The 26,307-nt window shown below is 71.8% G+C and carries 16 protein-coding genes; 8 read left to right on the top strand and 8 right to left on the bottom strand.

Annotated elements, in window-relative coordinates; genetic code table 11:
- Positions 1–19 precede the first annotated feature (19 nt).
- Positions 20–2,899: a transglycosylase domain-containing protein gene (locus BXA11_RS02015; RefSeq protein ID WP_076432208.1), complete on the top strand. Its 2,880-nt coding sequence runs from the start codon at positions 20–22 to the stop codon at positions 2,897–2,899.
- A 345-nt stretch (positions 2,900–3,244) separates the two neighbouring features.
- Here BXA11_RS02015 and dnaE read toward each other — a convergent pair whose 3' ends face one another.
- Together dnaE and BXA11_RS45600 are read right to left on the bottom strand one after the other, a co-directional pair.
- A complete protein-coding gene (gene dnaE / locus BXA11_RS02010; RefSeq protein ID WP_076432206.1) occupies positions 3,245–6,766 on the bottom strand; it encodes a DNA polymerase III subunit alpha in 3,522 nt (1,173 codons plus the stop codon).
- 79 nt (positions 6,767–6,845) lie between these two features.
- Positions 6,846–7,862: a chorismate mutase gene (locus tag BXA11_RS45600; protein ID WP_083743880.1), complete on the bottom strand. Its 1,017-nt coding sequence runs from the start codon at positions 7,860–7,862 to the stop codon at positions 6,846–6,848.
- A gap of 340 nt (positions 7,863–8,202) precedes the next feature.
- Between BXA11_RS45600 and BXA11_RS02000 the strand changes: the two genes are divergently transcribed.
- Positions 8,203–10,860 (top strand): serine/threonine-protein kinase, encoded by a 2,658-nt coding sequence (locus BXA11_RS02000; protein WP_076432204.1) that lies wholly within the window; start codon positions 8,203–8,205, stop codon positions 10,858–10,860.
- Between the two features lie 85 nt (positions 10,861–10,945).
- Here the strand turns inward: BXA11_RS02000 and BXA11_RS01995 are convergent, their stop codons facing one another.
- Positions 10,946–11,437, bottom strand: coding sequence for a hypothetical protein (locus BXA11_RS01995; protein WP_076432203.1), 492 nt, complete (start codon positions 11,435–11,437; stop codon positions 10,946–10,948).
- A gap of 230 nt (positions 11,438–11,667) precedes the next feature.
- A complete protein-coding gene (locus BXA11_RS01990; protein ID WP_076432201.1) occupies positions 11,668–12,441 on the bottom strand; it encodes a MerR family transcriptional regulator in 774 nt (257 codons plus the stop codon).
- A 138-nt stretch (positions 12,442–12,579) separates the two neighbouring features.
- Between BXA11_RS01990 and BXA11_RS01985 the strand changes: the two genes are divergently transcribed.
- On the top strand, positions 12,580–13,341 hold the full coding sequence (locus tag BXA11_RS01985) for a GNAT family N-acetyltransferase (protein ID WP_239104825.1): 762 nt from the start codon (positions 12,580–12,582) through the stop codon (positions 13,339–13,341).
- Between the two features lie 33 nt (positions 13,342–13,374).
- On the opposite strand, the gene rpsD is transcribed toward BXA11_RS01985, so the two are convergent.
- On the bottom strand, positions 13,375–13,989 hold the full coding sequence (gene rpsD / locus BXA11_RS01980; protein ID WP_076432199.1) for a 30S ribosomal protein S4: 615 nt from the start codon (positions 13,987–13,989) through the stop codon (positions 13,375–13,377).
- A 68-nt stretch (positions 13,990–14,057) separates the two neighbouring features.
- Here rpsD and BXA11_RS01975 point away from each other — a divergent pair, with 68 nt between their 5' ends.
- Entirely contained in the window at positions 14,058–14,780 is a 723-nt protein-coding gene (locus BXA11_RS01975; RefSeq protein ID WP_076432198.1) for a DUF2470 domain-containing protein, read from the top strand.
- A gap of 158 nt (positions 14,781–14,938) precedes the next feature.
- Entirely contained in the window at positions 14,939–16,801 is a 1,863-nt protein-coding gene (locus BXA11_RS01970) for a cellulose binding domain-containing protein (RefSeq protein WP_076432197.1), read from the top strand.
- A gap of 55 nt (positions 16,802–16,856) precedes the next feature.
- Here BXA11_RS01970 and BXA11_RS01965 read toward each other — a convergent pair whose 3' ends face one another.
- Complete coding sequence (locus BXA11_RS01965) at positions 16,857–17,663, bottom strand: CPBP family intramembrane glutamic endopeptidase (RefSeq protein ID WP_083743879.1); 807 nt, start codon at positions 17,661–17,663, stop codon at positions 16,857–16,859.
- A 122-nt stretch (positions 17,664–17,785) separates the two neighbouring features.
- Here BXA11_RS01965 and BXA11_RS01960 point away from each other — a divergent pair, with 122 nt between their 5' ends.
- Both BXA11_RS01960 and BXA11_RS01955 read left to right on the top strand, forming a co-directional pair.
- Positions 17,786–18,931 (top strand): sensor histidine kinase, encoded by a 1,146-nt coding sequence (locus tag BXA11_RS01960; protein WP_076432195.1) that lies wholly within the window; start codon positions 17,786–17,788, stop codon positions 18,929–18,931.
- Entirely contained in the window at positions 18,928–19,599 is a 672-nt protein-coding gene (locus BXA11_RS01955) for a response regulator (RefSeq protein WP_076432194.1), read from the top strand. Before BXA11_RS01960 ends, BXA11_RS01955 begins: the two co-directional genes overlap by 4 nt.
- A gap of 68 nt (positions 19,600–19,667) precedes the next feature.
- Here BXA11_RS01955 and BXA11_RS01950 read toward each other — a convergent pair whose 3' ends face one another.
- A complete protein-coding gene (locus BXA11_RS01950; RefSeq protein ID WP_076432193.1) occupies positions 19,668–21,098 on the bottom strand; it encodes a M1 family metallopeptidase in 1,431 nt (476 codons plus the stop codon).
- A 65-nt stretch (positions 21,099–21,163) separates the two neighbouring features.
- Positions 21,164–23,998, bottom strand: a complete 2,835-nt coding sequence (locus tag BXA11_RS01945) for a M14 family zinc carboxypeptidase (RefSeq protein ID WP_204053485.1) — start codon at positions 23,996–23,998, stop codon at positions 21,164–21,166.
- A gap of 360 nt (positions 23,999–24,358) precedes the next feature.
- Between BXA11_RS01945 and BXA11_RS01940 the strand changes: the two genes are divergently transcribed.
- A complete protein-coding gene (locus BXA11_RS01940) occupies positions 24,359–26,245 on the top strand; it encodes a serine/threonine-protein kinase (protein WP_076432191.1) in 1,887 nt (628 codons plus the stop codon).
- Positions 26,246–26,307 lie beyond the last annotated feature (62 nt).

Here is a 26,307-nt window from a genome sequence, read left to right as displayed (position 1 = left end):
GAGGTCGCACTGATATCCCGTGACCTCTCGTCTTCTCGGCCACGTCAATCTCGGGCGCGCCGTCCTCGCCCTGGGCATGTGCGGCGCGGCCGGGGGCACCCTGGTCGCCGGGCTGGTGATGCCCTTCGTGGGCGGAGCCGGCCTGGCGGCCAGGAGCGCCGCGTCCACCCTCACCTACCTGCCCACGCCCCTGCGTGAGGAGCCGCTGCCCGAGGTGACACGGCTGCTCGACCGCAACGGGCACCAGATCGCCCAGTTCTACTACCAGAACCGGCAGTCGGTGCCGCTGAGCGCGGTCGCCCCCGTCATGCGCCAGGCCATCGTGGCCATCGAGGACGCCCGGTTCTACGAGCACGGCGGCCTGGACCTCAAGGGCACGCTGCGTGCCTTCGTCACCAACACCCGGGCCGGCGGGATCCGGCAGGGCGGCTCGTCCATCAGCCAGCAACTCGTCAAGAACATCATGCTGACCCAGGCCGAGTCGGAGCAGGAGCGCGCGCAGGCGCTCGTCCGCTCGTTCCGCCGCAAACTGGACGAGCTGCGGTACGCGCTGGCGCTGGAGCGTAAATACACCAAGGACCAGATCCTCGAGCGCTACCTCAACATCGCCTACTTCGGCGCGGGGGCGTTCGGCGTCCAGGCGGCGGCCAAGCGGTTCTTCGGCGTCGACGCCGCCAGCCTCACGCTCACGCAGGCCGCGACGCTCGCCGGTGCCGTGCGAACGCCGTACGACACCGATCCCTCGCTGGGCGACGAGCACCGTGACCGGCTGCGCACCCGGCGCGACCTGGTCCTGGGCCGGATGGCGGAGCTCGGGATGATCGGCAAGGACGCGGCGCGCACCGCCACGGCCGAGCCGCTTGAGTTGCACCTGAGTCCCGAGCCCGGCGGCTGCGCGGGCAGCGCACACCCCTTCTTCTGCGTGTACGTGGAGCGCGAGGTGCTCACCAACCCCGCCTTCGGCTACAGCAGGGCCGACCGGGAGCGGCGCCTGCAGCGCGGCGGGCTGACCATCTGGACGACCATCGACCCGGTCGCGCAGCGGGCCGCGGAGCGTGCCATCGCCGCGCGGGTCAGGCCCCGCGACAACCAGGTGGCGTCGGAGACGATGATCGAGCCGGGCACCGGGCACATCCGCGCGATGGCCGTGAGCAAGCACTACGGGCGCAACCCGCACGACCGCGACCTCGGGCCCAGCACCACCTACAACCTGGCGGCCGACACCGCGCACGGCGGCGGGCTCGGCCTGCAGGCGGGGTCCACCTTCAAGGTGTTCACGCTGGCCACCGCGCTCAAGCAGGGGATGCGGTTCGGCGACGGCTTCTCGATCCCCGGCGCGTACGTCCCGTCGTACGGCTATCGCGACTGCTCGGGCAAGGCCGTCAACGACCCGAACACGGTCATCCACAACGCGGGCGGCGAGGGCGGCGGCGGGCCGTTGAGCCTGGAGATGGGCACCTGGCAGTCGGTGAACATCTTCTACATGCGGCTGGAGCGCGAGGTCGGCCTGTGCGACGTCGTGCAGACGGCCAAGTCGCTCGGCATCAAGCGCGCGGACGGCACGCCGCTCCACGAGGTGCCGACGTTCACGCTGGGCGCCAACGAGATGGACCCGACGACCGTGGCTGCGGCGTACGCGGCGTTCGCCGCCCGGGGACGCTACTGCCGGCCGATGGCCGTCACCGCCGTCGTGGAGCGCGACGGCACCCGCACCGAGACACCGCCCGCCTGCGTGACCGCGCTCGAACCCGCGGTCGCCGACGCGGTGAGCCATGTGCTCACGGGAGTCTTCACCAAGGGCACGATGCGCGGCCAGTCCATCGACCGGCCCGTCGCGGGCAAGACCGGCACGAACAACGGCTACACCTCGGCCTGGTTCGCCGGATACACGCCCGCCCTCGCCGCCGCCGTCAGCGTGGGCGACATCCGCGGCTCCTACCGCTATCCGCTCACCGGCGTCACCATCGGCGGCCGGTACTACGGGGCGGTGCAGGGCGCCTCGCTGCCCGGCCCGATCTGGGTGGACTCGATGCGCGCGGCCCTGCGGGACACCCCGGCGTACGGCTTCGTCCCGCCCGACATGGCCCGGTTCGGCGGAGGCTTCACGCCCGGGCTCAAGGAGGCGCTGGAGAAGCAGCGCAAGAAGGAGAAGAAGAAGCGAGAGGCCGAGCGCGACAAGCACGACGACGGCGACAGCGCCTCCGCGCAGGACGCGACGGACGGCGCGGCGAACGGCGGTGAGGCGGCTTCCGGCAGCGCCAGGACCAGTCCCTTGGCCGGAGGCGGCAGGACCACTCCCCCCGCCCCCCGGGCCGCCCCCGCCGCCGCCCCTCTGAACCGCTCGACCACCGCGCACTCCACCACGGCCCGATCCAGTACGGCCCGCTCCACCCGTGGCACGCCGGTCTCCACCGGAGCCCACACGGCGGCCCGTGGCTCCTCACCCCGTGCGCCACTCCGCAGGGGCGCCGGCAGCGCGCCGGCGAGCAGGACGGGCTGGGCGAGCCTGACCCCACCTCGCGCCGCTCCTCCAGCGGCACGGCCCGCCGTCCGGCACGCCAGAACCCAGCGCGCCGCCCCTGGACGCGTCACGGCCGGACGTGCCAAGGCCGGACATGCCACGGCGGGAGCCAAGGTCCGACGTGCCGCGGTCCGGCGTGAGACGGCACAGCACAGCACGGCACAACACACGGCACGACACGGCGCGACACGACACGGCGCGGCGGTTCCGCCCCGCAGGTCCTATGCCGGTGCGGCGGGGAGCGGACACCGGCAGGGGCGCTCCACCTCGGCTGCTCGGTCCGCCCGGCCCTCCGGGTCCGGCCATCGGCCCGGTGCCGCGGCCGGAAAGAGCCGGCGCGCCTCGCACGGCGGGCGGCCGGACCGGCCCCACCGGTGAGGGCCGCGCGTGTCACGATCGCACCTGCGCTGGGATGTGGTGGGGGCGAATTCGGGAACACGCGCGGACCTGCTCGCGGGCGAAATGAACGACGCCACGGACAACGCGACTTCGAGCCCGGTGCAGTCTCGTTGTGGTTGAAGCTGTCCCGGCTGTCGGCGGGGCACCAGGAGGCCACCACGCGCCATGACGTGCTCACCCCCGGGCGCGACGTCGGCTGAGCCGCGAGCCGGCGGGGATCAGCCTCCGGGATTGTCGCCGAGGCCGGCCCGGCCGACGTACGGCGAGGCGGATCGCGCGGCGGCCCGCCTCGTCACGTCGCCGGCCGGTTGACCGGGCGCCCGGTCAACCGGCCAGGCAGGCCGGCCCGAGCAGCTGTTTGAGGTCGCCCATCAAGGCGGGCGACGGGCTCACGCGGAGCCGGTCGTCCAGCCGCATGACCGTGGTACGCGGCCCGTTGTGCACTTGAAGGTGGACCTCCGTCGTCCCGGGGTGGGTGGTCAGCACCTCCTTGAGCCGGCCGACGACAGGCGGCGTGCAGCGATTGATCGGCATGCTCACCACCAGCGGCCCGCCCGACTCGGCCGTCAGGTCCGGCGCGGTCACCTCCATCGCGATGATCTTCGCGACGTCCTCCCGCTTGTCGATCCTGCCCTTGACGAAGACGATCGCGTCCTCGGCGAGCACGGTCGCGCAGAGCTGGTAGGCGGACGGGAAGATCATGACCTCAATCGAGCCCTCCAGGTCCTCCAGCATGGTGAGGACCCAGGTGTCGCCCTTCTTGGTCACCTTCCGCTGCAGGCCCGACAGGATGCCGCCGACCGTGACGACCTGCCCGTCGGGGCGGCTGTCGTCCTGCAGCGCGGCGATCGAGCAGTCGGCGCCCGACGACAGGATGTGCTCGACGCCGAACAGCGGATGGTCGGAGACGTACAGGCCGAGCATCTCCCGCTCGAACTGCAGCAGCGTCGTCTTGTCCCACTCCCCCGGCGGGATCTGCACGTCGAAGGTCTGGTCCTCGGCGCCGTCGATCGCGCCGAACAGCGAGTCCTGGCCGATCGCCTCGTTCTTCTTGATGTCGATGATCGCGTCGACGGCCTGCTCGTGCACCATCAGCAGGCCCTTGCGCACGTGCCCGTACGAGTCGAACGCGCCCGATTTGATCAGCGACTCGATGACGCGCTTGTTGCAGACGATCGCGGGGACCTTGCGCAGGAAGTCCTTGAAGTCGGTGAACCTGCCCTTCTCCTTGCGCGCCGCGATGATGCCGTCCACGACGTTCGCGCCGACGTTGCGGATGGCCGACAGGCCGAACCGGATGTCGGTGCCGCGCGGGGTGAAGTCGAAGTCGGAGTCGTTGACGTCCGGCGGGAGCACCTTGATGCCCATGCGGCGGCACTCGTTGAGGTAGAGCGCCGACTTGTCCTTGTCGTCCTTGACGCTGGTGAGCAGCGCCGCCATGTACTCGGCCGGGTAGTTGGCCTTGAGATAGGCGGTCCAGTACGACACCAGGCCGTATCCGGCGGTGTGCGCCTTGTTGAAGGCGTAGTCGGAGAACGGGAGAAGGATGTCCCACAGGGCCTTGATGGCCGCGGCGGAGAACCCGTTCTCCTTCATGCCCTTCTCGAAGAACTCGAACTGCTTGTCCAGCTCGGACTTCTTCTTCTTGCCCATCGCACGGCGGAGCAGGTCGGCGCCGCCGAGCGTGTAGTTGGCCACCTTCTGGGCGATGGCCATGACCTGCTCCTGATAGACGATCAGGCCGTAGGTCGTGTTGAGGATGTCCTTGAGCGGCTCCTCCAGCTCGGGGTGGATCGGGATGATCTCCTGCTGGCCGTTCTTGCGCAGGGCGTAGTTGGTGTGCGAGTTGGCGCCCATGGGGCCGGGCCGGTAGAGCGCGAGGGCCGCGGAGATGTCCTCGAAGTTGTCGGGCTTCATCAGCCGCAGCAGCGTGCGCATGCCGCCGCCGTCCAGCTGGAAGATGCCGAGCGTGTCGCCCTTGGCCAGCAGCTCGTACGTCCTGGTGTCGTCGAGCGGGAGCTCCAGCAGCTCGATCTTGTTCCCGGTGTTGCCCTCGATCATCTTCAGGCAGTCGTCGATGATCGTGAGGTTGCGCAGGCCCAGGAAGTCCATCTTCAGCAGGCCGAGCGTCTCGCAGGTCGGGTAGTCGAACTGCGTGATGATCGCGCCGTCGGAGTCGCGGCGCATGATCGGGATGTGGTCGGTCAGCGGTTCGGCCGACATGATGACGCCCGCGGCGTGCACGCCGGTCTGCCGGATCAGGCCCTCCAGGCCGCGCCCGAGGTCGATCGTCGCCTTGACGTCGACGTCCTCGTCGTACAGCTTGCGCAGCTCGCCCGCCTCGTTGTAGCGCGGGTGGTCGGAGTCGAAGATGCCCGAGAGCGGGATGTCCTTGCCCATCACCGCCGGGGGGAACGCCTTGGAGATGCGGTCGCCCAGCGCGTACGGGTAACCGAGGACGCGGCCGGCGTCCTTCACGGCCGCCTTCGCCTTGATGGTGCCGAACGTGGCGATCATGGCGACCTTGTCGGCGCCCCACTTCTCGGTCACGTAGCGGATCACGTCGGCGCGCCGGCGCTCGTCGAAGTCGATGTCGATGTCGGGCATCGAGACGCGCTCGGGGTTGAGGAACCGCTCGAAGATCAGGCCGTGCGGGATCGGGTCGAGGTCGGTGATGCCCAGCGAGTACGCGACCAGCGAGCCGGCGGCCGAACCACGGCCGGGACCGACCCGGATGCCGTTGTTCTTCGCCCACATGATGAAGTCGGCGACCACGAGGAAGTAGCTCGGGAAGCCCATCTGGAGGATGACGCCGATCTCGTTCTCGACCCAGACGCGGTGCTCCTCGTCCACCCCGCCGGGGAAACGCCGCTTCATGCCCTCCCAGACCTGCTGCCGGAAGTACTCCTCCTCCGTCAGCCCCTCGGGGATCGGGTAGGTCGGCATCAGGTTGTGGTAGGGGAAGAAGCCCTCGGGCTCGACCTTCTCGGCCACCAGCAGCGTGTTGCGGCAGCCCTCCTGCCAGATGTCGGAGGAGTCGACCGCCCGCATCTCGTCGGCGGACTTGACGTAGTAGCCGCTGCCGTCGAACCGGAACCGGTCGGGGTCGCTGAGCTGCTTGCCCGTCTGGATGCACAGGAGCGCGTCGTGACCGGCGGCGTCCGACTCGTACGTGTAGTGGGAGTCGTTGGTGACCACCGGGGGGATGTCCAGCTCGCGGCTGATCCGGATCAGGCCGTCGCGGACCCGGCGCTCGATGTCGAGCCCGTGGTCCATGATCTCGAGGAAGTAGTTGTCCTTCCCGAAGATGTCCTGGAACTTCGCGGCCGCCTTGAGCGCCCCGTCGTACTGGCCGAGCCGCAGCCGGGTCTGCACCTCCCCGGACGGGCAGCCCGTGGTGGCCATCAGGCCCTCGGCGTGCTCGGCGAGGATGTCGGCGTCCATCCGGGCCCACTTGCGGACGAAGCCCTCGGTGTAGGCGCGCGAGCTGAGCTTCATCAGGTTCTGCAGGCCGGTCTTGTTCCGCGCCCAGATGGTCATGTGGGTGTAGTAGCCACCCGCCGAGACGTCGTCGCTCTTCTGGTGCGGCTCGCCCCACAGCACCGGCTTCTTGTGCATGCGCGACTCGGGCGCGACATACGCCTCGATGCCGAGGATGGGCTTCACCCCGGCGCCGGTCGCCTGCTTGTAGAAGTCGTAGGCGCCGTGCATGTTGCCGTGGTCGGTGATCGCGATCGCGGGCATCTCCAGCTCGCCCACGAGTTTGAACATCTGCTTCAGCCGCGCCGCTCCGTCGAGCATCGAATACTCGGTGTGGACGTGCAGATGAACAAACGAATCACCCATGAGACCCCCATCGTCACCGGACCGCGGACCAGAGCCTACGCCGTGATCGCGAGCCAGTGGGACTCAGGTGAAACAGAGTTTATCTCCGGTCCTCGCCGTCCCGCGTCTCCTCCGACAGGCGCAACCCGGCCTCGATCACGGCGTTCATGATGGGGGCGAGCAGCCTCGCGCCGAGGCCGGGGGCGCGGCGGGCCATGGCCTCGACGAGGCGACGCTCGCGCTCCATGTCCCGCCCTCTGAAGCCGCCGACGGGCTTGAGCCGCTGGATGCGCCCGGCCAGCGCGGCCCGGCGTTCGATCAGCGTGGCGAGGGCCGCGTCCACCCGGTCGATGGCGGCCCGGGCCGCGTCGAGGGTCTCGGGATCGTCGGGCCGCACGAGCGCCGCCATGACGGTCGCCGCCTCGTGCGCCGCCGCGAGGGTCCTCGCGGGCGCGCCCGGGCCGACCAGCAGGCCGTCCGCCCCCGCCGCCACCGCCGCGTCCGCCAGCCCGCCGTCGCCGCCCAGCCCGGCGAGGACGGGGCGGCCGGCGCGCTCCCGCGCGGCGCGCAGGAGCCCGAGATCGGGCGCGGCGTCCTCCGGTTCGCCGCGACCGCCGCTCTCGCAGAGCACGACCGCCTCGTTGCCCTCGGCGGCGCAGTCGTCCACCGCGGCCAGCCACTCCTCCAGCGTCGCCACGCGCCCGTGCCGGTCGATTCCCCGCTGGATGACGACGGGGAGCCCGAGCCGGGCCGCGGCCCGGACGAGATCGGGGTCGGCCGCCCAGGCCGCCCCGATCATCACTCCGTCGGCGTGCCGGGCCACGGCGGGCAGGTCGGCGGCCGTGGCGGGCTCCACCAGCAGCGGGCCCGCCGGGCGCGCCCCGGCCCCGGCGGCCGCACCGTTCCACGGAGAACCGTCCCCGGAAGAACCATCCTCCGTGGAGTCCCCCGGCATGTCCCGCAGGGTCTCCGCTCCGTCCCCGGGCGTGCCGCCGTCGCCGCGCAGGCGCAGCCAGCGGGCGTCCCGGCCCCCGATGACCACAACGGGGAGCCCGTCGCCGATCACGAGATCGCCGATCCGTACGGCATCGCGGTCGAGTTGGGCCGCCTTCGACATGTGGGCTCCTCCGTGTGCCGCCCCCGCGGAACCGGCCGTCCGTCATGGGGGCTCGCTGAGATCGGGACTGGCTGAGAAACGAACTTCCGAAAACGAAAAAGGCAGAGACGCTGGCGTCCCTGCCTCAAGCCGGCTCCGGATGGTCGCTAGCTCACCTCACGCGACCGGCCCTCCGGAGCCGGCCTCGTAAACGAGCTGTACCTACCCATAACAAGGACCTTAGCAGCGGCGGGCCCACGACTCGAACCGATCTGTCTCGAATTTCGGGATCGCCAGTCATGGACGCGGTTGATCCCTTTGCCATCCGTGGGACGATTCATTGGTCCAGGAAGGGGTTCGAGTGTCGCGTGCGGAAGGCCGGCTCGTCGGAGGCCGGTACCAGTTGATGGAGCCGATCGGCCGGGGTGGCATGGGCGTCGTCTGGCGCGCCCACGACCAGTTGCTGGACCGCGCGGTCGCGGTCAAGGAGGTCCGCTACGACAGTGCGATGGGCGACGAGCTCAGCGACCTCAATCGCCGGACCATGCGCGAGGCCCGGGCCGCGGGCCGCCTCACCCACCCGAACGTGGTGGTCGTCCATGACGTGATCGAAGAGGACGACCGCCCCTGGATCATCATGCAGCTGGTGGCGTCCCGCTCGCTGGGGCAGGTGATCAGGGAGGACGGCCCGCTGTCGCCCGAGCGCACCGTCGAGATCGGCCTGCAGATCCTGGACGCGCTGCGCGCCGCCCACCGCCAGGGCGTGCTGCACCGCGACGTCAAGCCCGAGAACGTGCTGCTCACCGATGACGGCCGGGTGGTCCTGACCGACTTCGGCATCGCCAGGCTCGAAGCCGACTCCACCATGACCCGCACCGGCCTCGTCGGCACCCCCGCCTTCATCGCTCCCGAACGGCTCCGCGGCGAGGCCGCGCAGCGTGAATCGGACCTGTGGTCGCTCGGCGCCACGCTGTACACGGCGGTGGAGGGCAAGCCCCCGCACGACCGGGGCATGGCGATGGCCACCATGCACGCCGTGCTGAACGACGATCCGGCCCCGCCGCGCCACGCGGGCGCGCTGGGCTCCGTTCTTCACAGGATGCTCGCCAAGGAGCCGGCGGACCGTCCCGGCTACGACGAGCTCACCCGGCTGCTCAAGCGGGCGTCGCGGGACCTGGCCCCGCCGCCGCCCCGGCCCGCCGCCCCGCCCGCAGAGGACGCCTCCCCGCAGGCCGCGAAGCCGGAAACGCCCGCCTCCCGGCAGGGCAAGGCGTCCCGGGGCGCGGCGCCGTACCCGCCCGCGTCCTCCGCTCGGCCGGACGAGCGTCCCGCCGAGCGCGACGAGGCGGCGGGGGCGGGCCGCGCACCCGCCGCAGGCGAGAGAGCGGCCGGCCGCGCCGGAGCCGGGGCCGCGAGCGAGGCCGCGGGTCCGGGCGAGATCACCTCACCCCTTCCGGTCATACGCGACGAAGTGGCCCCCGAGCAGGGGGACGGCCCGGCTGGGGAGCAGGCGGGGAAGGCGCCGGCGACCATGCCGGAGACCGGCGCGCAGGCCGCCCCGCCCGCCCGTACGAAGCCCTCGACCGGCGCTCCCGCCAAGGAAGGGCGCGGGAAGGATGACGGCCCGGCCGCGGACGCGGGCGACGGCACCACCAGGATCGCCCCCGCCTCCGCCTCCGGGCCCTCCGCTGCCTCGGGCAGGGAGGACCGTAAGGCGCCGGAGGGCTCACCCGCCGCCGGGAAGACGAAGAACTCCGGCACCTCCTCAGGCGAGCGCCCCGCCAGGCCCGCGCAGTCTCCGGCGGCCCAGTCTTCGACAGCGCAGTCCTCGGCAGCGCAGTCCTCCACTCCCTCCGGGGCGGGTGGGACGCAGAAGGGCGGGGGCGGGAGCGCCGCGTCGAAGGGCACCGCTTCGCAGAGCACCGCTTCGCAGGGCGCGGCGGGTTCGGCGTCGTCCGCCTCCTCCGGTTCCCTCGGCTCCACCGGCTCCGGGGGCTCCGGCGGCTCCGGGAGCTCCGGGGGTTCCGGCGGCTCCGGGGGCGACAGCCGTACGGACCGGACGGGCGACCGCGCTGGCGCGTCCCGGCCCTTCGCGAGCGGCGGGCCCACGCCGGGCGCGGGCGACGAGCGGCGCGCAGCCACGGCGGACCGGACGCAGGAGGCCTCGGGCACGGCCGGGCTCGCCGGCCCCGGGAGCCCGATCGCCGGGCTGCGGCAGGCGTCCGCGACGATGCCTCCGCAGAGCGGGGCGGAGTGGCACGGATCGCTGACCAGCCCGGTCTCGCCGCGGTCGTCGAACAGTCTGCTGAAGGTCGCGTTGATCCTCATCCCCGCGCTGCTGATCATCGCGGGCGTGGCGGGCTACCTCGGCCTGCGGGCGGGTGAGGGCGACTCGGGGAGCGACCCCGCCGCCGGGTCGGACGCGGCCACGGCCGCGACGGGCAAGGGCGGCGAAGAGCCCTCCGCCTCGGCGCCCCCCTCGGACGCGCCGTCCTCCGCCGAGCCGTCCGCGTCCGCCTCGAACGAGGCGACGGAGTCTCCCGAGCCCTCCCCGAGCCCCAAGACCTCCGAGCCCGCCGACGTCCCCGAGGGCTGGCACACGTACAAGCACTCGAGCGGGTTCTCCCTCGCACTGCCGAAGGGATGGCACGTCGACGGCAGGGGCAACGGCGAGGTCCGCTTCCGCGGGGACTCGCACACCTATCTGGAGGTCCACCACACCACGAGTCCCGAGTCGGACGCGCTGAAGGTGTGGCGGCGCGACGTCCCGGGCATGAGCCGGAACTTCCCCGGCTACAAGCTCGTCGAGATCCGAGAGGTCAAGGGGTACTGGAAGACCGCGGCCGACTGGGAGTTCACCTTCGGCGACAGCCGTTACCGGTCACGTGTGATCGACCGCGGCTTCGTCACCGACAAGCACAACGGCTACGCGCTGCTCTACAAGACCCAGGACAAGGACTGGAAGAAGAAGAAGGAGCTCTTCGAGACCATCGCCTCCACCTTCAAGCCGGCGAAGTAGTGACCGGCAGGCGTGTCACGCCGGTGACCGCGGGCACCCCTGCGCGGGTGCCCGCGGTCACGGCACGGCGGCGACGCGATGCGGGTCAGGGCTGGCCGACGTAGTCGACCAGGACGGTCGCCTGGCGTGCGGTCCAGCTGTCGGCCACGGGCGTGAACGTCACCTTCCCGGAGCCGTAGCACGGCAGTGTCGCGGTGGCCGGGATCTCGGCCTTGACCCCGTAGTAGCGCAGCACGAGGGCCCTCGCGACGGTCGACGGGTCGCCCAGGTCCACCGCGATAGACGTGCCGCCGCTGCCGGTGTAGCCGACGCTCGCCGACGACGACGAGATCGCGACGGGCCGCACCTCCACCGTCTGCCCGGGGAACGGATGACCGGTCTGTCCCGGGAATACCGGCCCGTAGCATGCCATCTTGATGATCGTGTGGCCGGTCTGGCCATTGACGAAACCGTAGAAGTACTGGTGGGGGCCAATGGGAGCGGGGTCGACGACCTCGGCCGAGGCGGGGAGCGCGGTGGCCGCCACGAGGACGGCGACGGCCAGGGGGGCAAGGCGCGCTGCGGCGGTGCGGAACACGGAACCTCCGGCTGACGACAGGGGCGGGGGCGGGCGACCCGGACGGTAGGCCGGTCCTTCCCGCCGGTCAACGTTCGCCCTCCCCCGCTCTACCGGCGCTCGGTAGACGCGGCGGAACGGGTGAAAGGTTCACCCCGCCCCGGGACCGCCGCGTCCGGAGCGGCCCGCCCCCACTTGTTCACTACTGCGCGAGTGATGGGCGCGGCTGACGGACCGCTTCGGTGACGCGCTCAGCCGGCCTGGCGGGCCCGCTCCAGGTAGGTCACCAGGGCGGCCATCCGCTCGGCCGGCCAGGGCAGGCTCCGGCCGATCTCCTCGCTGTTGTCCTGCCACATCCTGCGGGCCGCCGCCCTGGTCCGCTCGCCCTCCGGTCCTTCGGGGTGGAACCCGCCCGCGAGGGCGTCCCAGCGGCGTACGAGGTCGCGGGCGCGCTCGTCCTCGGCGGGCACGCCGGTCTCCACGAGCCGCAGGCCCTCCTCGACCAGCCCCGCCCACGCGCCCTTGGCCGCCTCGACGCCCTCGCCGCCCAGCGCGTCTCTGCGCTCGGCCAGCCGCTCGCGCTGCTCTTCCGTGAAATAGGTCTCGAACACCGACATCAACTCCAATGTGGTCATCAACCGATCCGGATCGAGGCCGGACGAGTCGCCGGCCTGCCGGAGCAGGCCGCGGATCCTCTGACGCAGCACCCCGATCAGCTCGGCGTGCTCGTCGAGCCTGCGCAACTGCTCTGCCAGCAGGTCGCGCATCGACTCGGGGTCGTCCGCCGCGCCGTCGAGAACGCCCGCGATCTCCTCCAGCGACAGGCCGAGCGCCCGCAGGGCGCGCACGCGGTACAGCCGCCGCAGGTCCCGCTCGGTGTAGCGGCGGTGCCCTGCGGGCGTACGCTCGCTCGCGCTCAGCAGCCCGATCTCGTCGTAGTGGTAAAGCGCGCGCACCGTCATCCCGGTCGCCCGCGCCAGTTCGCCGATCGACCATCGCCGTCCGGCGTCGTCTGCCCCGATCACGCTCGAAACGCTACGACCTCCCGCCGCGTAGGGTTCAACCCCCGCGAGTGCGCGATCATCGTCACCCGCCCGGCGGCGCCCCTCTGCCGGCGAGCACGGGATCCCGCCTGACTACACTGCGCTGCGGAACCTCCGGCCGTGACCCGTCGACGGCTGGTCAGCGGCGCTCACGCGCGGATGGGAAGGCACGGCACGATGGCCGACCGCGACGCCGTCGCACTCGACGACCCCGTCGGGGAGTCGCTTCGCGGCCACCACGCGCACCTGGCCCGCCGGCTCGGCCGGGCGGCCGGTTACCTGCCGGAGGTCGCGTCCTTCTCCACGGTGTCCGCCGACCCCGGCCCGGCGGAATGGGACGACCTCGCGCGACTGCTCGGCCGGGGCGGATTCGCCGACATGTTCAGCTGCCCGGCGACCCCGCCCGCGGGCTGGGAACCGCTCTTCACTCTCGACGGCTTCCAGATGATCTGGCCCGCAGGCGCCCACCCGGGTCGCGCGGAGGCCGAGGCCGGCGCGCGGATCGTCGAGCTGGGCGCCGGCGACGTGCCCGAGATGCTCGATCTCACCGCGCGGACCCGGCCGGGGCCGTTCTGGCCCCGGACCCACGAGCTCGGCACCTATCTGGGTGTCCGCGAGAACGGCGCCTTGGTCGCCATGGCGGGCGAACGGCTCCGCCCGCCCGGGTGGACCGAGATCAGCGCCGTCTGCGCCGCCCCGGAAGCCCGCGGGCGCGGTCACGCCTCCCGCCTGGTGCGCGCCCTGGTCACCCGCATCACGGCTCGCGGCGAGCGCCCGTTCCTCCACGTGGCCGAGGCCAACGTCGACGCGATGGCGCTCTACGAGCGGCTGGGCTTCGTGGTCCGCAGGCGCGTGACGTTCCGGGGGTTCCGCACACCGTGAGGGTCGGTCACGGCCGGGCCGCCGACCGAGGCCTCAGCGGGAGTAGTGCTCGACCACGAGCTGCTCGTCCACCGGGACCGCGACCTCCTCGCGTACGGGGCGCCGCAGCAGCGTGAAGCGCAGCGTCCGGTGGTCCACGTCCAGGTAGGGGGCGATCCGCTCGTCCGCGTACGTGCCCTCGGCGGCGGCCGCGAACGGCTGCATCCTGGCCGACCGGTCCCGTACGCCCACCCGCTGGCCCGGCCTGACCTGGTAGCTCGGGATGTCCACCTTGCGGCCGTCGACCGTGATGTGCCCGTGGTTCACGTACTGCCGGGCGGCGTAGATGGACGGTGCCAGGCCTGCCCGCAGGACGAGCGAGGAGAGCCGGGTCTCCAGCAGCGCGACCAGTTCCTCCCCTGACCTGCCGGGGCGGCGGACGGCGAGGTCCCAGTAGCGGCGGAGCTGACGCTCCGACACGTCGTAATACCAGCGGAGCTTCTGCTTCTCCAGCAACCGCATCCCGTAGTCGCCGGTGTTACGCCGGCTGGTCTTGCGGCCGTGCTCCCCCGGCGGGTAGGGCCGCGCCTCGAAGTACTTCACCGCCTTGCGGGTGAGCGGGACGCCCGCCCGCCGCGACAGCCGCACCTTCGGTCCCGTGTAGCGCATGACGCCTCTTTCCAAGTTAGGTAAGCCTTACTAAGGTAAGCCTAACCTACTGAAGCGAGGAGCTCCCCATGCGCCACCCGGTCACCGCAGCCCCCACCCCCGAGCGCGTACGGACGCTCGCGGCCCTGGCGGCGCCCACCCACGTCTCCGTCGCCGGGTCCGGCGTGCCCACGGCCGCCGCCCGCGGCGGCGTGGACGGCAGAGGCCGGCCGGTCCTGCTGGTGAAGCCCGGCGAGACCCTGCACGGCGCGCCCGCGGAGACCCTGGTGACGGTCGACCTCACGGCGAGCAGGGAGGTCGGCGGGGTCGAGCGGCCCCGCGCGCTGCTGAAGGTGCGGGGGTGGACGCAGCCCGTACCGGCGGCGGAGACGCGCGCGGCCGCCGTCGCCATCGCGGAGGCGTGCCCCGACGAGGACCTGTTCGCGGCCGTCGAAGGAGGCGGTCCCGCGCTGCTGCGCGTCGACGTCTGCCACGTGATCTATATGACCGGCCAGGAGTCGGGCGTCCTCGACGCCGAGAGCTACCTCGCCTCGGCGCCCGACCCGTTGCTCCCCCCGGCCGAACGCATGGTGCGCCACGTCAACGAGTCCCACTCGCGGCAGCTGCGCGAGGCGGCGGAGCGGCTGACGGGGGAACCGGCCCAGGAGGAGGTGTGGTTGTGGGAGCTGGACCGCTACGGCGCCACCTTGCGGCCGGGGCCCGGCCACCTGGTGAGGGTCCCCTGGCCGGCGCCCGTCGCGACGCCCGCGGCGCTCGAACACGCCCTGGCCTGCCTCATGCACCCCTCCTGAGTGACCTCCGATGAAAGTTGCACGTCCAAACGAAATCACCCCCAGCTCAGGGACTTGCCGGCCGCCTGAGCTGTTGACCGTACGGCGTGGCGAGGCAAAGGATGCGGCTCGACCTTCGCCCGGAAAAGGCGACAGCGCGACCGCTCGAAGGAGCTCCCATGCACGGCTCGCTCACCCGCCGGCGGCGCGCCGGCCTGGCCCTGCTGACGTCGGCGGCGCTCGCCGCCGCGTCGGCCGTCGTGGCGGCGACGGCCGTCAGCGCGCCCGCCTCGGCCGCGACCTCCGCCACCGTGACGGTGAACACCGGCACGAGCCTCGGCACGATCCCGGCCGCCGGGCACGGCGTCAACGTCGCCGTCTACGACGGGAACATGAACAGCTCCCCCGTCTCGGGTCTGCTGCGGGACGCCGGCTTCACCGCCGTCCGCTACCCCGGCGGGTCGTACGGCGACATCTACCACTGGAAGACCCACACCACCGAGGGCGGCTACGTGGCCCCGGGCACCGACTTCGACACCTATGTGAGCACGGTGCGCTCGGCCGGCGCGCAGCCCGTCGTCATCGCCAACTACGGCACGGGCACGGCCCAGGAGGCCGCCGACTGGGTGCGCTACGCCAACGTCACCAAGGGCTACGGCGTCAAGTACTGGGAGATCGGCAACGAGGTCTACGGCAACGGCCACTACGGCTCGGGCTGGGAGCAGGACAACCACTCCGACAAGAGCCCGAGGGCGTACGCGAACAACGTCCTGCAGTACATCTCGGCGATGAAGGCCGTGGACTCCTCGATCAAGGTGGGCGTCGTGCTCACCACCCCGGGCGGCTGGCCGGACGGCGTCGTAGGCTCGGGCGACAGTGCCGACTGGAACAACACGGTCATGTCCATCGTGCAGGACAAGGCCGACTTCGTGATCGTCCACTGGTACCCGGGCGCCACGTCGGCGGCCGACAGCCTGACGAAGGTCTCGCAGATCGCCCCGATGGTGAGCACGATCCGCTCCCTTCTCGGCAGGTACGCCGGGAGCAGGGCGTCGAGCATCGGCATCGCGGTCACGGAGGCCAACCTCAACTACCAGCTCAACAGCGCGACGACGGCCCTGGGCGCCGCCGACAGCTACCTCACCTGGTTCGAGAACGGGGTGATGAACGTCGACTGGTGGAGCCTCCACAACGGCACAAGCAGCAGCCCGAAGACCAACGACGACGGAACCACCGATTACAACGACTTCGGCATCCTGTCCTCCGGCAGCTCCGGGGAGCCCCCGGTGAACACGCCTCTCCCGCCCTACTACGGGCTGGCCATGGTCGGCAGGGCCGGATCGCCGGGTGACACGCTGGTCAAGGCGTCCTCGTCCAGCTCGCTGCTCGCCGCGCACGCGGTGAGGACCTCCGGCGGCGTCAACGTCGTGCTCGTCAACAAGGACCTGAACAACTCCACGACGGTCTCGCTGTCCTACTCGGGCTTCTCCCCGGGCGGCACGGCCTCGGTCGTGCAGTGGCGCAAGGGCGCCACCTCGATCGGCACGAGCACCGCGTCGTCCGCCACCTCGATCACGCTCCCGCCGTACTCCATCACGGTGTTGAAGGCGTCCGGCGGCGGCACGGCGTCCCCCACTCCGTCCCCCACTCCGTCCCCCTCGCGCACGCCGTCGCCCTCGCCGTCCGCCTCGCCCTCGCGCACGCCGTCCCCGTCGCCCTCGGCCTCCCCCACGGCCGGCGGCTCGGGGTGCTCTGCGACGTACAAGGTGACCAACTCCTGGCCGGGCGGCTTCCAGGCCGACGTGACGGTGACGAACACCCGCGCCACCGCGATCTCCGGCTGGACCGTCGGCTGGTCCTTCCGGAGCGGCCAGACGATCAGCTCCTCGTGGAACGCCACGGTGACCCAGTCGGGCGCCGCCGTCACCGCGAGGAACGTGAGCTACAACGGCGGCCTGGCCGCCGGAGCGTCCACGTCGTTCGGCTTCACCGGAAACGGCGCGGGTGACGTCCCGGCGCCGATCTCCTGCACCATCGGCTGACATCCGCCCGCCCGCCCGTACGCACGAGCGGGCGGGCGCGGGCCCGCCATTGCTCTCAGACCGTCTCCGGGGCGGCCACCGGCTCGCGCCCCGCACGCGCGCGATAGGCCATGTCGATCACCCACGCGGCCAGAATGAGCGCGGCGGCCATCAGGACCAGCTGCGCGGCGAAACCGGCGTGCTGGGTGGGGGTCAGCCGCAGGCCGATGTGGAAGCCGCCGTGCACGCCCACCGCCATCCACACCGCGCCGCTGCGCATCCGGGCCACCGTGCACGCGAAGCCGAGCGCGGTGGCCATGACGACGTAGAGCAGCTTCTCAGTCAGGGTGTCGGCGCCGCTCTGCGAGATGATGTGCAGGGCGCCGAACACGGCCGTCACCGTGATCACCACAGCGCGGGTGGACAGCCGGGCCGACAGCGTGTCGTAGACGTGCCCCCGCCACAGCAGCTCCTCGGGGAACGCCTGGTTGAGCACGGGAATCGCCAACGCGAGCGGCAGGTAGGGGAGCATGTCGCGGGCCGACTCCCACCAGGGCACCCAGTCGGTCAGGCCCAGCGCCACCGCGAGCGCCTTGGCGGACGCGACGGCCACCGCTCCGGCGAGCAGGCCCGCGATCGCCTGCCACAAGGCGCTCCACGACCAGGTCAGCCGTACGCCCGACCAGTCCTGGCGGCCGAGGAACCGGCGGACCGCGTACACGAGAGCGAGCGAGACGAGGGTCACGGACAGGGCGCTCAGCGTCGCGACGAGGACGCCGCGGTCGTCGGTCAGCAGCGACACGATCAGCGGGCCGCATAACGCCTGGACGAACATCACGACGACGGCGATCGATACCGCCCACACGGGCGTGGTGGCTTTCATGGGAAAACGCTAGATTCGCCCTGCTCGCGGGCACATCGAGCGGCGGATAGACGCAGGCATGACCATGGTCATGGTTCCGATGGGCGATTGCATCCGATCCGAATCGCTCTAGGGTCGAGACCATGGCGCGTTTCGACTGGCTTCGCGACGCCGACCGGCCGTTCCTGTTCAACCTCGTGTTCTGGGCGATGACGGCCATTTTGACCTCCGGCCTCGCGCAGTGGGTCGTGACCGGCGCCGCCACCCCACTACATGTGCTCTTCGGCGCGGACCTGGTGCTGCTCGCGGCGCTCTGGCCGGCGCTGCCCTGGAGCCGGGCGCGGGGCCGCCTCTGGGTGGCCCCGCTGTTCCTGGCGGCGACGATCCTGCTGGGGATGACCGGTTCCCGGGAGACCCACCTGCCGCTGATCCTCCTCGCGGTGGCCAACCTCGCGTTCCTGTACGGCATGCGCGTCGCGACGGCCATCCTGTCCTGTGTCGTGGTCGGTTCCGTGTTCGTGCCCCCGCTTCTCGGATCGACGATCGCCAACGGCATCGTCCAGGCCACCGCGATGGCGGTGTTCTCCGCGTTCGTCCTGGGCATGGCGGCATCCACCCTGGAGGCGCGGCGCAGGCGCGAGGAGGCCCAGGGCCTGCTGGAGCGGATCAGGGAGCTGGCCGTCGCCGAGGAGCGGGCGCGGATGGCGGCGGAGATGCACGACTCGGTCGGCCATCACCTCACCGTCATCAAGATGGGCCTGGAGAACGCCGAGCGGTTCCGCGAGCGCCGCCCTGACGCCGCCTGGGGGGAGGTCCGCCAGGCCAAGGAGCTCACCGTGGAGGCGCTGGCCGACGCGCGGCGCTGGGTGCGTGCGCTGCGGCCGCTCGCGCTGGACGGCCGCGTCGGCGGCGCCGCGCTCGAACGGCTCGCGGCGTCGTTCGACGGCACCGGCATCAGCGTGAGCTTCGAGGTGCGGGGCGAGGAGCGGCGCCTGGAGGCCGACACCGAACTCGTCCTCTACCGGGTGCTGCAGGAAGGGCTCACCAACGCGCTGCGGCACGCGAAGGCGGAGCACGTGCACGGCACGCTCACGTTCGGCGACAGTCAGGTGGCGCTCGTGGTCAGCGACGACGGAACGGGCAGGGACGACCGGTCGCGCGGCGGCTTCGGGCTGTCGTCGCTGGCGGATCGGGCCAGGGCGCTCGGCGGCACGCTGGCCGGCGGCAACAGGCCGGGCGGCGGGTTCGAGTTGCGCGCCGAGCTGCCGTTGTCAGGGGTGCGGGCATGACGCCGGTCAGTGTGCCGGCCACGGTGCCGGTCAGTGTGCCGGTCAGGGTGGTGCTGGTGGACGACCAGGCGCTGCTGCGCCAGGGGCTGCGCAAGCTGCTGGAGGTCGAGGACGGCGTCGAGGTCGTCGGCGAGGCGGCCGACGGCTACGAGGCGCTGCGGGTGATCGGCGACCGCCGCCCGCACGTGGCGCTCGTGGACATGCGGATGCCGGGCATGAACGGCGTGGAGCTGATCGTCCGTCTGGCCGCCGAGCATCCGGAGGTGGCGGTCGTCGTGCTCAGCACGTTCGACGAGGACGAGTACATCTTCGGCGCGCTGCGCGGCGGCGCGACCGGCTACCTGCTGAAGGACTGCTCGCCGGAGGAGCTGGTCTCGGCCGTGCACCGGGTGAGCCGCGGGGAGACCGTGCTGGGCAGCCCGGTGGCGGCCCGGCTCGTCGCCGAGCTGCGGCACCTGCCGGTGAACCCGGTCGCCTTCCACGGGCAGGAGCTGCTGTCGGCCCGCGAGGTGGAGGTGGCGCGGATGGTCGCCGCCGGGGCCGCCAACAGGGAGATCGCGGCGCGCCTGTTCATCACCGAGGGCACGGTCAAGAACCACGTGTCCAGCGTGCTGCGCAAGCTGGGCCTGCGCGACCGCATCCAGCTCGCCCTGCACCTGCGTCCCTGAGCCGCTCCCCCGGCCGCCTACGCCGGAGAAACCGGCGGCTCCCGCGAACGGGAGCCGCCGGAGGAGGGTCACCAGGAGGCGGGCTTGCCCTTCTGGAACAGCCACACGTCGAAGAACGCCTTCAGGTCCATGCCCGAGACCTTCTCCGCCGCCCGGATGAAGTCGGCGGTGCTCGCGTTGCCGTGCCGGTGCTGGGTCGTCCAGTCCTTGATCAGCGCGAAGAAGGCGGCGTCGCCGATCTTGCCGCGCAGCGCGTGCAGCGTCATCGCGCCGCGGTTGTACGGCACGTTGCCGAACATGTCCTCGGGGCCCGGGTCGGCCGTGACGATCTGCCAGAACGACGAGGTCGCCGCCCGGCCGTAGTTGCTGGAGCTGTCGAACGTCTGCTGCGCGGTGGCGCCGCCGGTGTGCTCGGTCCACAGCCAGGTCGCGTACGTCGCGAAGCCCTCGTTGAGCCAGATGTCGGACCACTTGCCGACGCTCACGCTGTCGCCGTACCACTGGTGCGCGAGCTCGTGCGCCATCGTGCCGACGCTGGGCGCGCTGGAGAAGATCGGCTTGGTCTGGCTCTCCAGGGCGTAGCCGACGTCCGGCGCGCGGTCGATGATGGCGCCCGCCTGGTTGAAGGGGTACGGCCCGAAGATCGAGGAGAAGTACTCCAGGATGCCGGGGATCTGCGCGACGGCCGCGGCCGACTGGGTCGCCAGCCGCGGGTCCACGGCCGTGTAGACCGGGATGCCGCTCGGCGTGGTCGTCTCGTTCACGACGAAGTTCCCCAGGGTCACGGTGGCGAGGTAGGTCGCCATCGGCTCCGCCGAGTCCCACACGAACGTCGTCTTGCCGTTCGCGGTCGTCTTGGACACCAGGCGGCCGTTGCCGACCACCGTGACGCCCTCGGGGACCGTCGCGCGGAAGGTGAACGTCGCCTTGTCCGCGGGGCTGTCGTTGGAGGGCAGCCAGGCCGGCGCGCCCTGCGGCTCGCCCGGCACGAAGGCGCCGTCGTCGGTCGGCACCCAGCCCTCGATCGAGCCGTCGGGGTCGGTGACGACCGGCGGCGTCCCGGCGTACGTCACCGTGACCGTGAAGGTCTCCCCGGTCTTGAGCTTCGGCCGCGGCGTGACGACGAGCTCCTGCCCGTCCCGCCGGTAGTCGGCCGGATGCTTGCCCACCTTCAGCGACGTGATCTCCGGCCCGCGGAAGTCCAGGTCGAACTGGTCGAGGTCCTGGGTGGCGACCGCGGTGATCACCGTCGTGGCGTCCATGACCTTGGTGGCGGGGTCGTAGGAGAACGTGACGTCGTAGTGCCGCACGTCGTAGCCGCCGTTGCCCTGGTCCGGGAAGTACGGGTCGCCGAGCGAGGGGGCGCCCGCGGAGTAGCGCGGCGCGCCGGGGTTGCCGGGAGCCGCCAGAGCCGTGGTCGCCTGGGTGGCGGCGAGCAGCGCGGCCGCGAGGGCCGCGCCGCCGAGCCGCGCCGCCCGGCGCGAGCGGAACGAGGTCATGAGGTTCCTTTCGAAGAACCGGGCGGCCGGAAGACCGGCCGCCCGGCCCGGTGTCTTACGTGGGATCAGGCGACGACGGAGCGGAGCGGGATGCCCGCCGCGCCGAGGTCGCGGACCAGGTCGCGGACGAACGGGTGCTCGTCTGCGGACAGTCCGTCGGGGTTCGGGATGGTGATGTAGGACGAGCCGTCCGCGGACGCGGTCTGAGCCGTGTCCGTGTAGCGCTCGACCACCGCCTGCGTCCGCGCGAGGTCGGCGTCGGCCACCTGGATGACGATCGGCCGCCACTCCCCGCCGAGGTTCGGCGGCTCCTCCGTCGTCGCCGCGGCGATGCGCAGCGGGTCGGGCGCCGCCGCGATCCGCTGCTTCGCCTGGGGCGACGCCTGCGACGCGCCCGCCGGGTAGAGCAGCGCGTTGGCGAGCAGGTGGATGCCGTTCTCGTTGTACGCCCTGAACAGCGGGTTGTACGCGAACAGCACGGCGTGTCCCGCGCCGGTCGGCTCGTCGACGAGAGAGGCCGTGCCCTTGAGCGCCTCCGCCCCCACCGTGTAGCCGTTGGACCAGAACGTGTCATCCGTGGGGTAGGTGAGCACGTTCACCCCGGTCTGGCTGGGGTTGAGGATCGGGTCGCCGTTGTTGAACTGGAAGTCCTCCGCCGGCCGGCCGAGCGCCACCGGGCTGCCCTGTTCCACGTCCACCCGGAAGTGCGAGCCGATGACCTGGTAGCCGGTCGGCTTGGCCTTCTCGGTCGTGGAGGTGAGGCCGGCGGCCCTGGCGACCCGGGTGCCCTCGTTGCGCAGCCCGACGTACGTGCCGCCCGCGGCCACCCACTGCCTGAGGTTGGCCAGGCCCTGCTCGGTCAGGCCGCCGTTGGAGCTGCTGCCGTCCGGGACGAGCAGGACGGTCCGCTCGGTGAAGGCCGGGGTGTTGCCGTTGACGTCCGCCGTCGTCACCGGCTTGAGGTCGAGACCCCAGCGGTCGCCGAGCACGTAGCGGGCCTCGCCGTACGACCCGGAGGTGGTGGACACGCCGGTGCCGGCGAACAGGCCGGCGTCGGGCGTGCGCAGCGCCGCGCCGGAGGCGGGGGCGCTGCCGCCCTCGACCGTCACGCCCAGCGAGCGGGCGAGCTTGTCCAGCTCGCCGCGGTTCATCGCGGTGGCGGCCAGGCCGACCACCCCGGTCCGGTCGTCACGCGTGAGCGGCACACCCGCGCCGAGCAGCCGGAAGGTCAGCTCGGAGGCGGCGGCCGAGTCCATCGGGTAGGAGTACGACCCGCCCTTGGGCGCGGCGGAGGCCACGCCGCCGTCGACGTCCTTCACGAGGGCGGCCTTCGGCGACAGCGCGTCGCCGGTGGAGATGACGTCCACGCCCGCGAGCAGCGGGTTGCTCCACGAGGAGACGTCGTAGAAGTAGGGGAACGGGACGTACGGGTCCTCCCCCATGACCGCCTGGATCCAGTGCTTCTGCGGCTGGTCCATGGGGATCCAGTAGGCCCCCTCGGGGACCGTCATGTCACTGGCCGTCCGGCCGCCGAAGACCCGCGCGGAGGGCACCTTCACGGGCTTGCTCACCCGGTAGACCTCCACGTCCATGCGGCGCAGCCGCTCGACCAGCCGGCGCACGTCGCCGAGCTGCCGGTCGGGCAGCAGGAAGTACGACCGGATCGCGATGTCGGGCACCGGGAACCGGACGGTGTTGGACGGCTGGACGACCTCGTTGGGCTCCAGGGCGCCCGCGGCCCCCTCGGCGAGCGCGGTCTGCCAGATCGAGTAGTAGCCGTTCAGGACCTCGCGCTTGTTGTCGGCGGCCCAGCCGGTCGTCGCCCACTGGGTGTTGAACTGCTGCTGCACCCGGTCCTCGACCGCCGACGTGCTGCCCTTCTCGAACGTCATCCCGGCGGCGCCGAAGCCCGCGGCAGGGACGCTGTCGCCGTAGCCCATGTAGAACAGGTCGTACGTCGCGTAGTTGAAGTAGCACTCGGTGGTGACCGCGTCGCCGCAGGCGCCGTTGTAGCCGAAGCCGGCGGCGTTCGCCGCGCCGATGCGGTTGATCCAGTTCACCGGCTGGTCGGCGATCTCGTGGTGGATCGGGTCGGCGTTGGGCGGGAAGAAGTACTGCCGCCCGCCCATCTCGTGGGCGTCGACGAAGACCTGCGGCGGATAGCTCCGCAGCATCTCGATCTTGCCGTCGGTCTCCGGCTGGGTGCGGGCGAACCAGTCCCGGTTGAGGTCGAAGCCGTACTCGTTCGTCCTGCGGCTCGCGTCGCGGCCGTCGGGGTTCTGGGTCGGCACGATGACCGTGACCAGGTTGTCGTTGCGCTTCGCGACGTCGCAGGACAGGCCGCTCGCCAGCTCGTACAGGGTCTTGAGCGCGGCGTCGGCGCCGCTCTTCTCGCCACCGTGCACGTTGCCGGCGATCCAGACGATGGCGGGCGAGTCGTCGGCGATGCGCGCCGCCTTGTCCGCCTTCAGCTTCCTCGGGTCGCGCAGCGAGCGGATCTGGTCCGCGATCTTCTTGAGCTGCCCCGGGACCATGTGGTGGGAGTCGGACACGATGGCGTACGGCAGTTCCTGGCCGGTCACGCTGTGCGCCACGGTGCCCGTGACGACGCGGTCCGAGGCGCCTCCCACGGCCTCCACGTACTTCTTGATCTCTTCGGTCGTGAGCACCCGGGACTGTCCCTTGCCCAGAGGGAAGCCGAAGAACTGCTCGGGCGCCGGCACCGTGCCCAGGCGGGCGTTCGGGTCGGTGCTGCACCGTCCCGGCGCTTTGCCCGCGCCGGCCGGGTCGGCCTGCGCGGGGGCCGCGGGCGTCAGCGTGAGCGCGGCCGACACCAGGACCGCGGTGCCGAGCGCCATGCCGTAAGGGGATCTTCCGCACAACAGCGTGCGTAACCGCATCTAGCCTCCAGGCGGGGGGACGGGGGAGGTCTCGGAGGAGCACCCGTCCGGGAAACGACAAAGTCACTGCGGACAGTATTAGAAGGGAATAAACCGGACAAGCCATCGCGAAACATAACGACACTCGAGCCGAAACTGTGAGCAATGGCGTTTCCGCAAGTCAATGTGGGAGTGACTGGCCGAATCGTCCTTTTGTAACGTCCGATAACAACTGAGCATCGGCTTCGCCCGTCTCGGCGGCGGTCACGGCCGACCGGCCCGACCTGCGAGTTCCTCCGCCGGCGCCGGTTCCGTGAGATCGAAGACGGACGGCCGCGCGCCGGGCTGTGGGACCATTCAGGGGGTTTGGAGGAGGACAGGGTGGACGAGGAGCGTCGGGTCGCGGGCAGATATCACCTGCTCGAACCGATCGGCCGCGGAGGCATGGGCGTCGTGTGGCGCGCCCACGACGACCTGCTCGACCGCACGGTGGCCGTCAAAGAGGTGCTCTACCACCCCACTTCCGAAGAGGACAGGGAGACGTTCAACCGGCGCACCATCCGTGAGGCGCGGGCGGCGGGCCGCATCGACCATCCGAACGTCGTCGTCGTCCACGACGTCATCGAGGAGGACGGCCGTCCCTGGATCGTGATGCAGCTGGTGCGGTCGGTGTCCCTGGGCCAGGTGCTGCGTGAGCAGGGCGCGCTCCCGCCCGGCCGGGTCGCCGCGATCGGCCTGCAGGTGCTCGACGCGCTGTGCACCGCGCACGCCGCGGGGGTGCTGCACCGGGACGTCAAGCCGGAGAACGTGCTGCTCAACGGGGAGACCCGGGTGGTGCTCACCGACTTCGGCATCGCGACGATGCCGGAGGAGGCCGCGCTGACCATGACCGGCGGCATCACCGGCACCCCCGCGTTCATGCCGCCCGAGCGGCTCGACGGCGAGCCCGCGACCCCCGAGTCCGACCTGTGGTCGCTCGGCGCGACGCTGTACGCCGCGGTCGAGGGCAGGACTCCGTTCGACCGAAACTCCCCGGTGGCCACGATGGCGGCCATCCTGCACGACGACCCGGCCCCGCCCCAGCGGGCGGGCGCCCTGACGCCGGTGCTCGAAGGACTGCTGCGCAAGGACCCGGCCCGGCGCATGGGCGCGGCCGAGGCCGCGGCCCTGCTCAACGCCGCCCTGACGGCCGGTCCGGGACACGCCGCCCCCGATCTGCCGGGGAACCGGCCCGAGCCCGGCGCGTGGAGCGGCGCGCCGTCCGGGCCGTCGCAGCCCCCGTACGGCCCCCCGTACGGCGCCCAGCCCTACGGCGTCCCGCACCAGTCCGGCGGCTCCGCCCCCTGGCCCGGGGTCACCGGTCCTGCCGGGCCGCCCGGCCCCGGCGGCGGCGCGGGCATGGCGGGCCACCCGACGGCACCGAACGGCCACGGGGGGTACGCGGGTCCCGGCGGGCCCGCCGTCCCGCCCGGGAGCCGCCCCGGCCCGTACGCCGCGCCGGGTGCGCGCCCTCCGGGACGCGGCTCCGCGACCAAGGTGACTCTGCTCGTCCTGTTACCGCTGCTGCTCGTGGCCGTCGTCGCGGGCGGCTGGTACGGCTACCGCTCGCTGGCCGGCGGCGGGAGCGTCGCCGAGGGCCTCACGCCTACGGAGATCGGTCCCACCACGGGCACCGACAACACGTCGGGGGACACCGAACCGAGCGCCTCCGTCCAGTCGCCCGCGTCGCAGTCGGAGGAGCCGACGGCGGAGCCGTCGGACGATCCCTCGAAGGAGCCGTCGGACAAGCCCTCCACGGAGTATCCGACGACGGCGACGGCCAAGCCCCCCAAGGGGTGGGAGACCCACCGCGACCCGCTGGGCTTCTCCATCGCCCTGCCCGCCGGCTGGGTCCCGTTCCAGAGGGAGGCCACCCGCGTGCGCTTCCACGCCCCGAGCGGGCGCGACTACCTGCAGGTCGACTTCACCCCCTGGGAGACCACGGACCCGGTGGACGCGCTGCGCACGGTCGAGGCGGCCTCGACCAAGAAGGGTTACCTGCGCGGCTACGAGCTCATCGGGCTGACGTCCAGGAAATACCTCGGTGTTCCCGCCGCGGACTGGGAGTTCACCCACACGACCGGCGCCGGCAAGGTGCGGGTGCTCGACCGCGCCTTCAGGCTCGCCGACGGCCGCTGCGTCGCCCTCTACTGGCAGGTCGCCGACTCTCGGTGGACGTCCGGTTTGTCATACTTCAACGCCTTCACGCGCACCTTCCAGCCGCTATAACGATTCGGTGAAGATCCGCAGTTCAAGGGGGGTTTCGCCCCAGAACAGCAATGTTGTCGCAT

Source organism: Microbispora rosea (genome assembly GCF_900156315.1).
GTDB classification, from domain to species: domain Bacteria; phylum Actinomycetota; class Actinomycetes; order Streptosporangiales; family Streptosporangiaceae; genus Microbispora; species Microbispora rosea.
The sequence above is the reverse complement of the archived record's forward strand: the minus strand, read 5'-3'. Positions and strand labels throughout refer to the sequence as shown.

Bases quoted from the DNA above. Each gene is read 5' to 3' on its own strand.
- dnaE (WP_076432206.1), bottom strand. From the start codon at position 6,766: ATGGGTGATTCGTTTGTTCATCTGCACGTCCACACCGAGTATTCGATG.
- BXA11_RS45600 (WP_083743880.1), bottom strand. From the start codon at position 7,862: ATGTCGAAGGCGGCCCAACTCGACCGCGATGCCGTACGGATCGGCGAT.
- rpsD (WP_076432199.1), bottom strand. From the start codon at position 13,989: ATGCGCTACACGGGACCGAAGGTGCGGCTGTCGCGGCGGGCGGGCGTC.
- BXA11_RS01975 (WP_076432198.1), top strand. From the start codon at position 14,058: ATGCGCCACCCGGTCACCGCAGCCCCCACCCCCGAGCGCGTACGGACG.
- BXA11_RS01970 (WP_076432197.1), top strand. From the start codon at position 14,939: ATGCACGGCTCGCTCACCCGCCGGCGGCGCGCCGGCCTGGCCCTGCTG.
- BXA11_RS01965 (WP_083743879.1), bottom strand. From the start codon at position 17,663: ATGAAAGCCACCACGCCCGTGTGGGCGGTATCGATCGCCGTCGTCGTG.
- BXA11_RS01960 (WP_076432195.1), top strand. From the start codon at position 17,786: ATGGCGCGTTTCGACTGGCTTCGCGACGCCGACCGGCCGTTCCTGTTC.
- BXA11_RS01955 (WP_076432194.1), top strand. From the start codon at position 18,928: ATGACGCCGGTCAGTGTGCCGGCCACGGTGCCGGTCAGTGTGCCGGTC.
- BXA11_RS01950 (WP_076432193.1), bottom strand. From the start codon at position 21,098: ATGACCTCGTTCCGCTCGCGCCGGGCGGCGCGGCTCGGCGGCGCGGCC.
- BXA11_RS01945 (WP_204053485.1), bottom strand. From the start codon at position 23,998: ATGCGGTTACGCACGCTGTTGTGCGGAAGATCCCCTTACGGCATGGCG.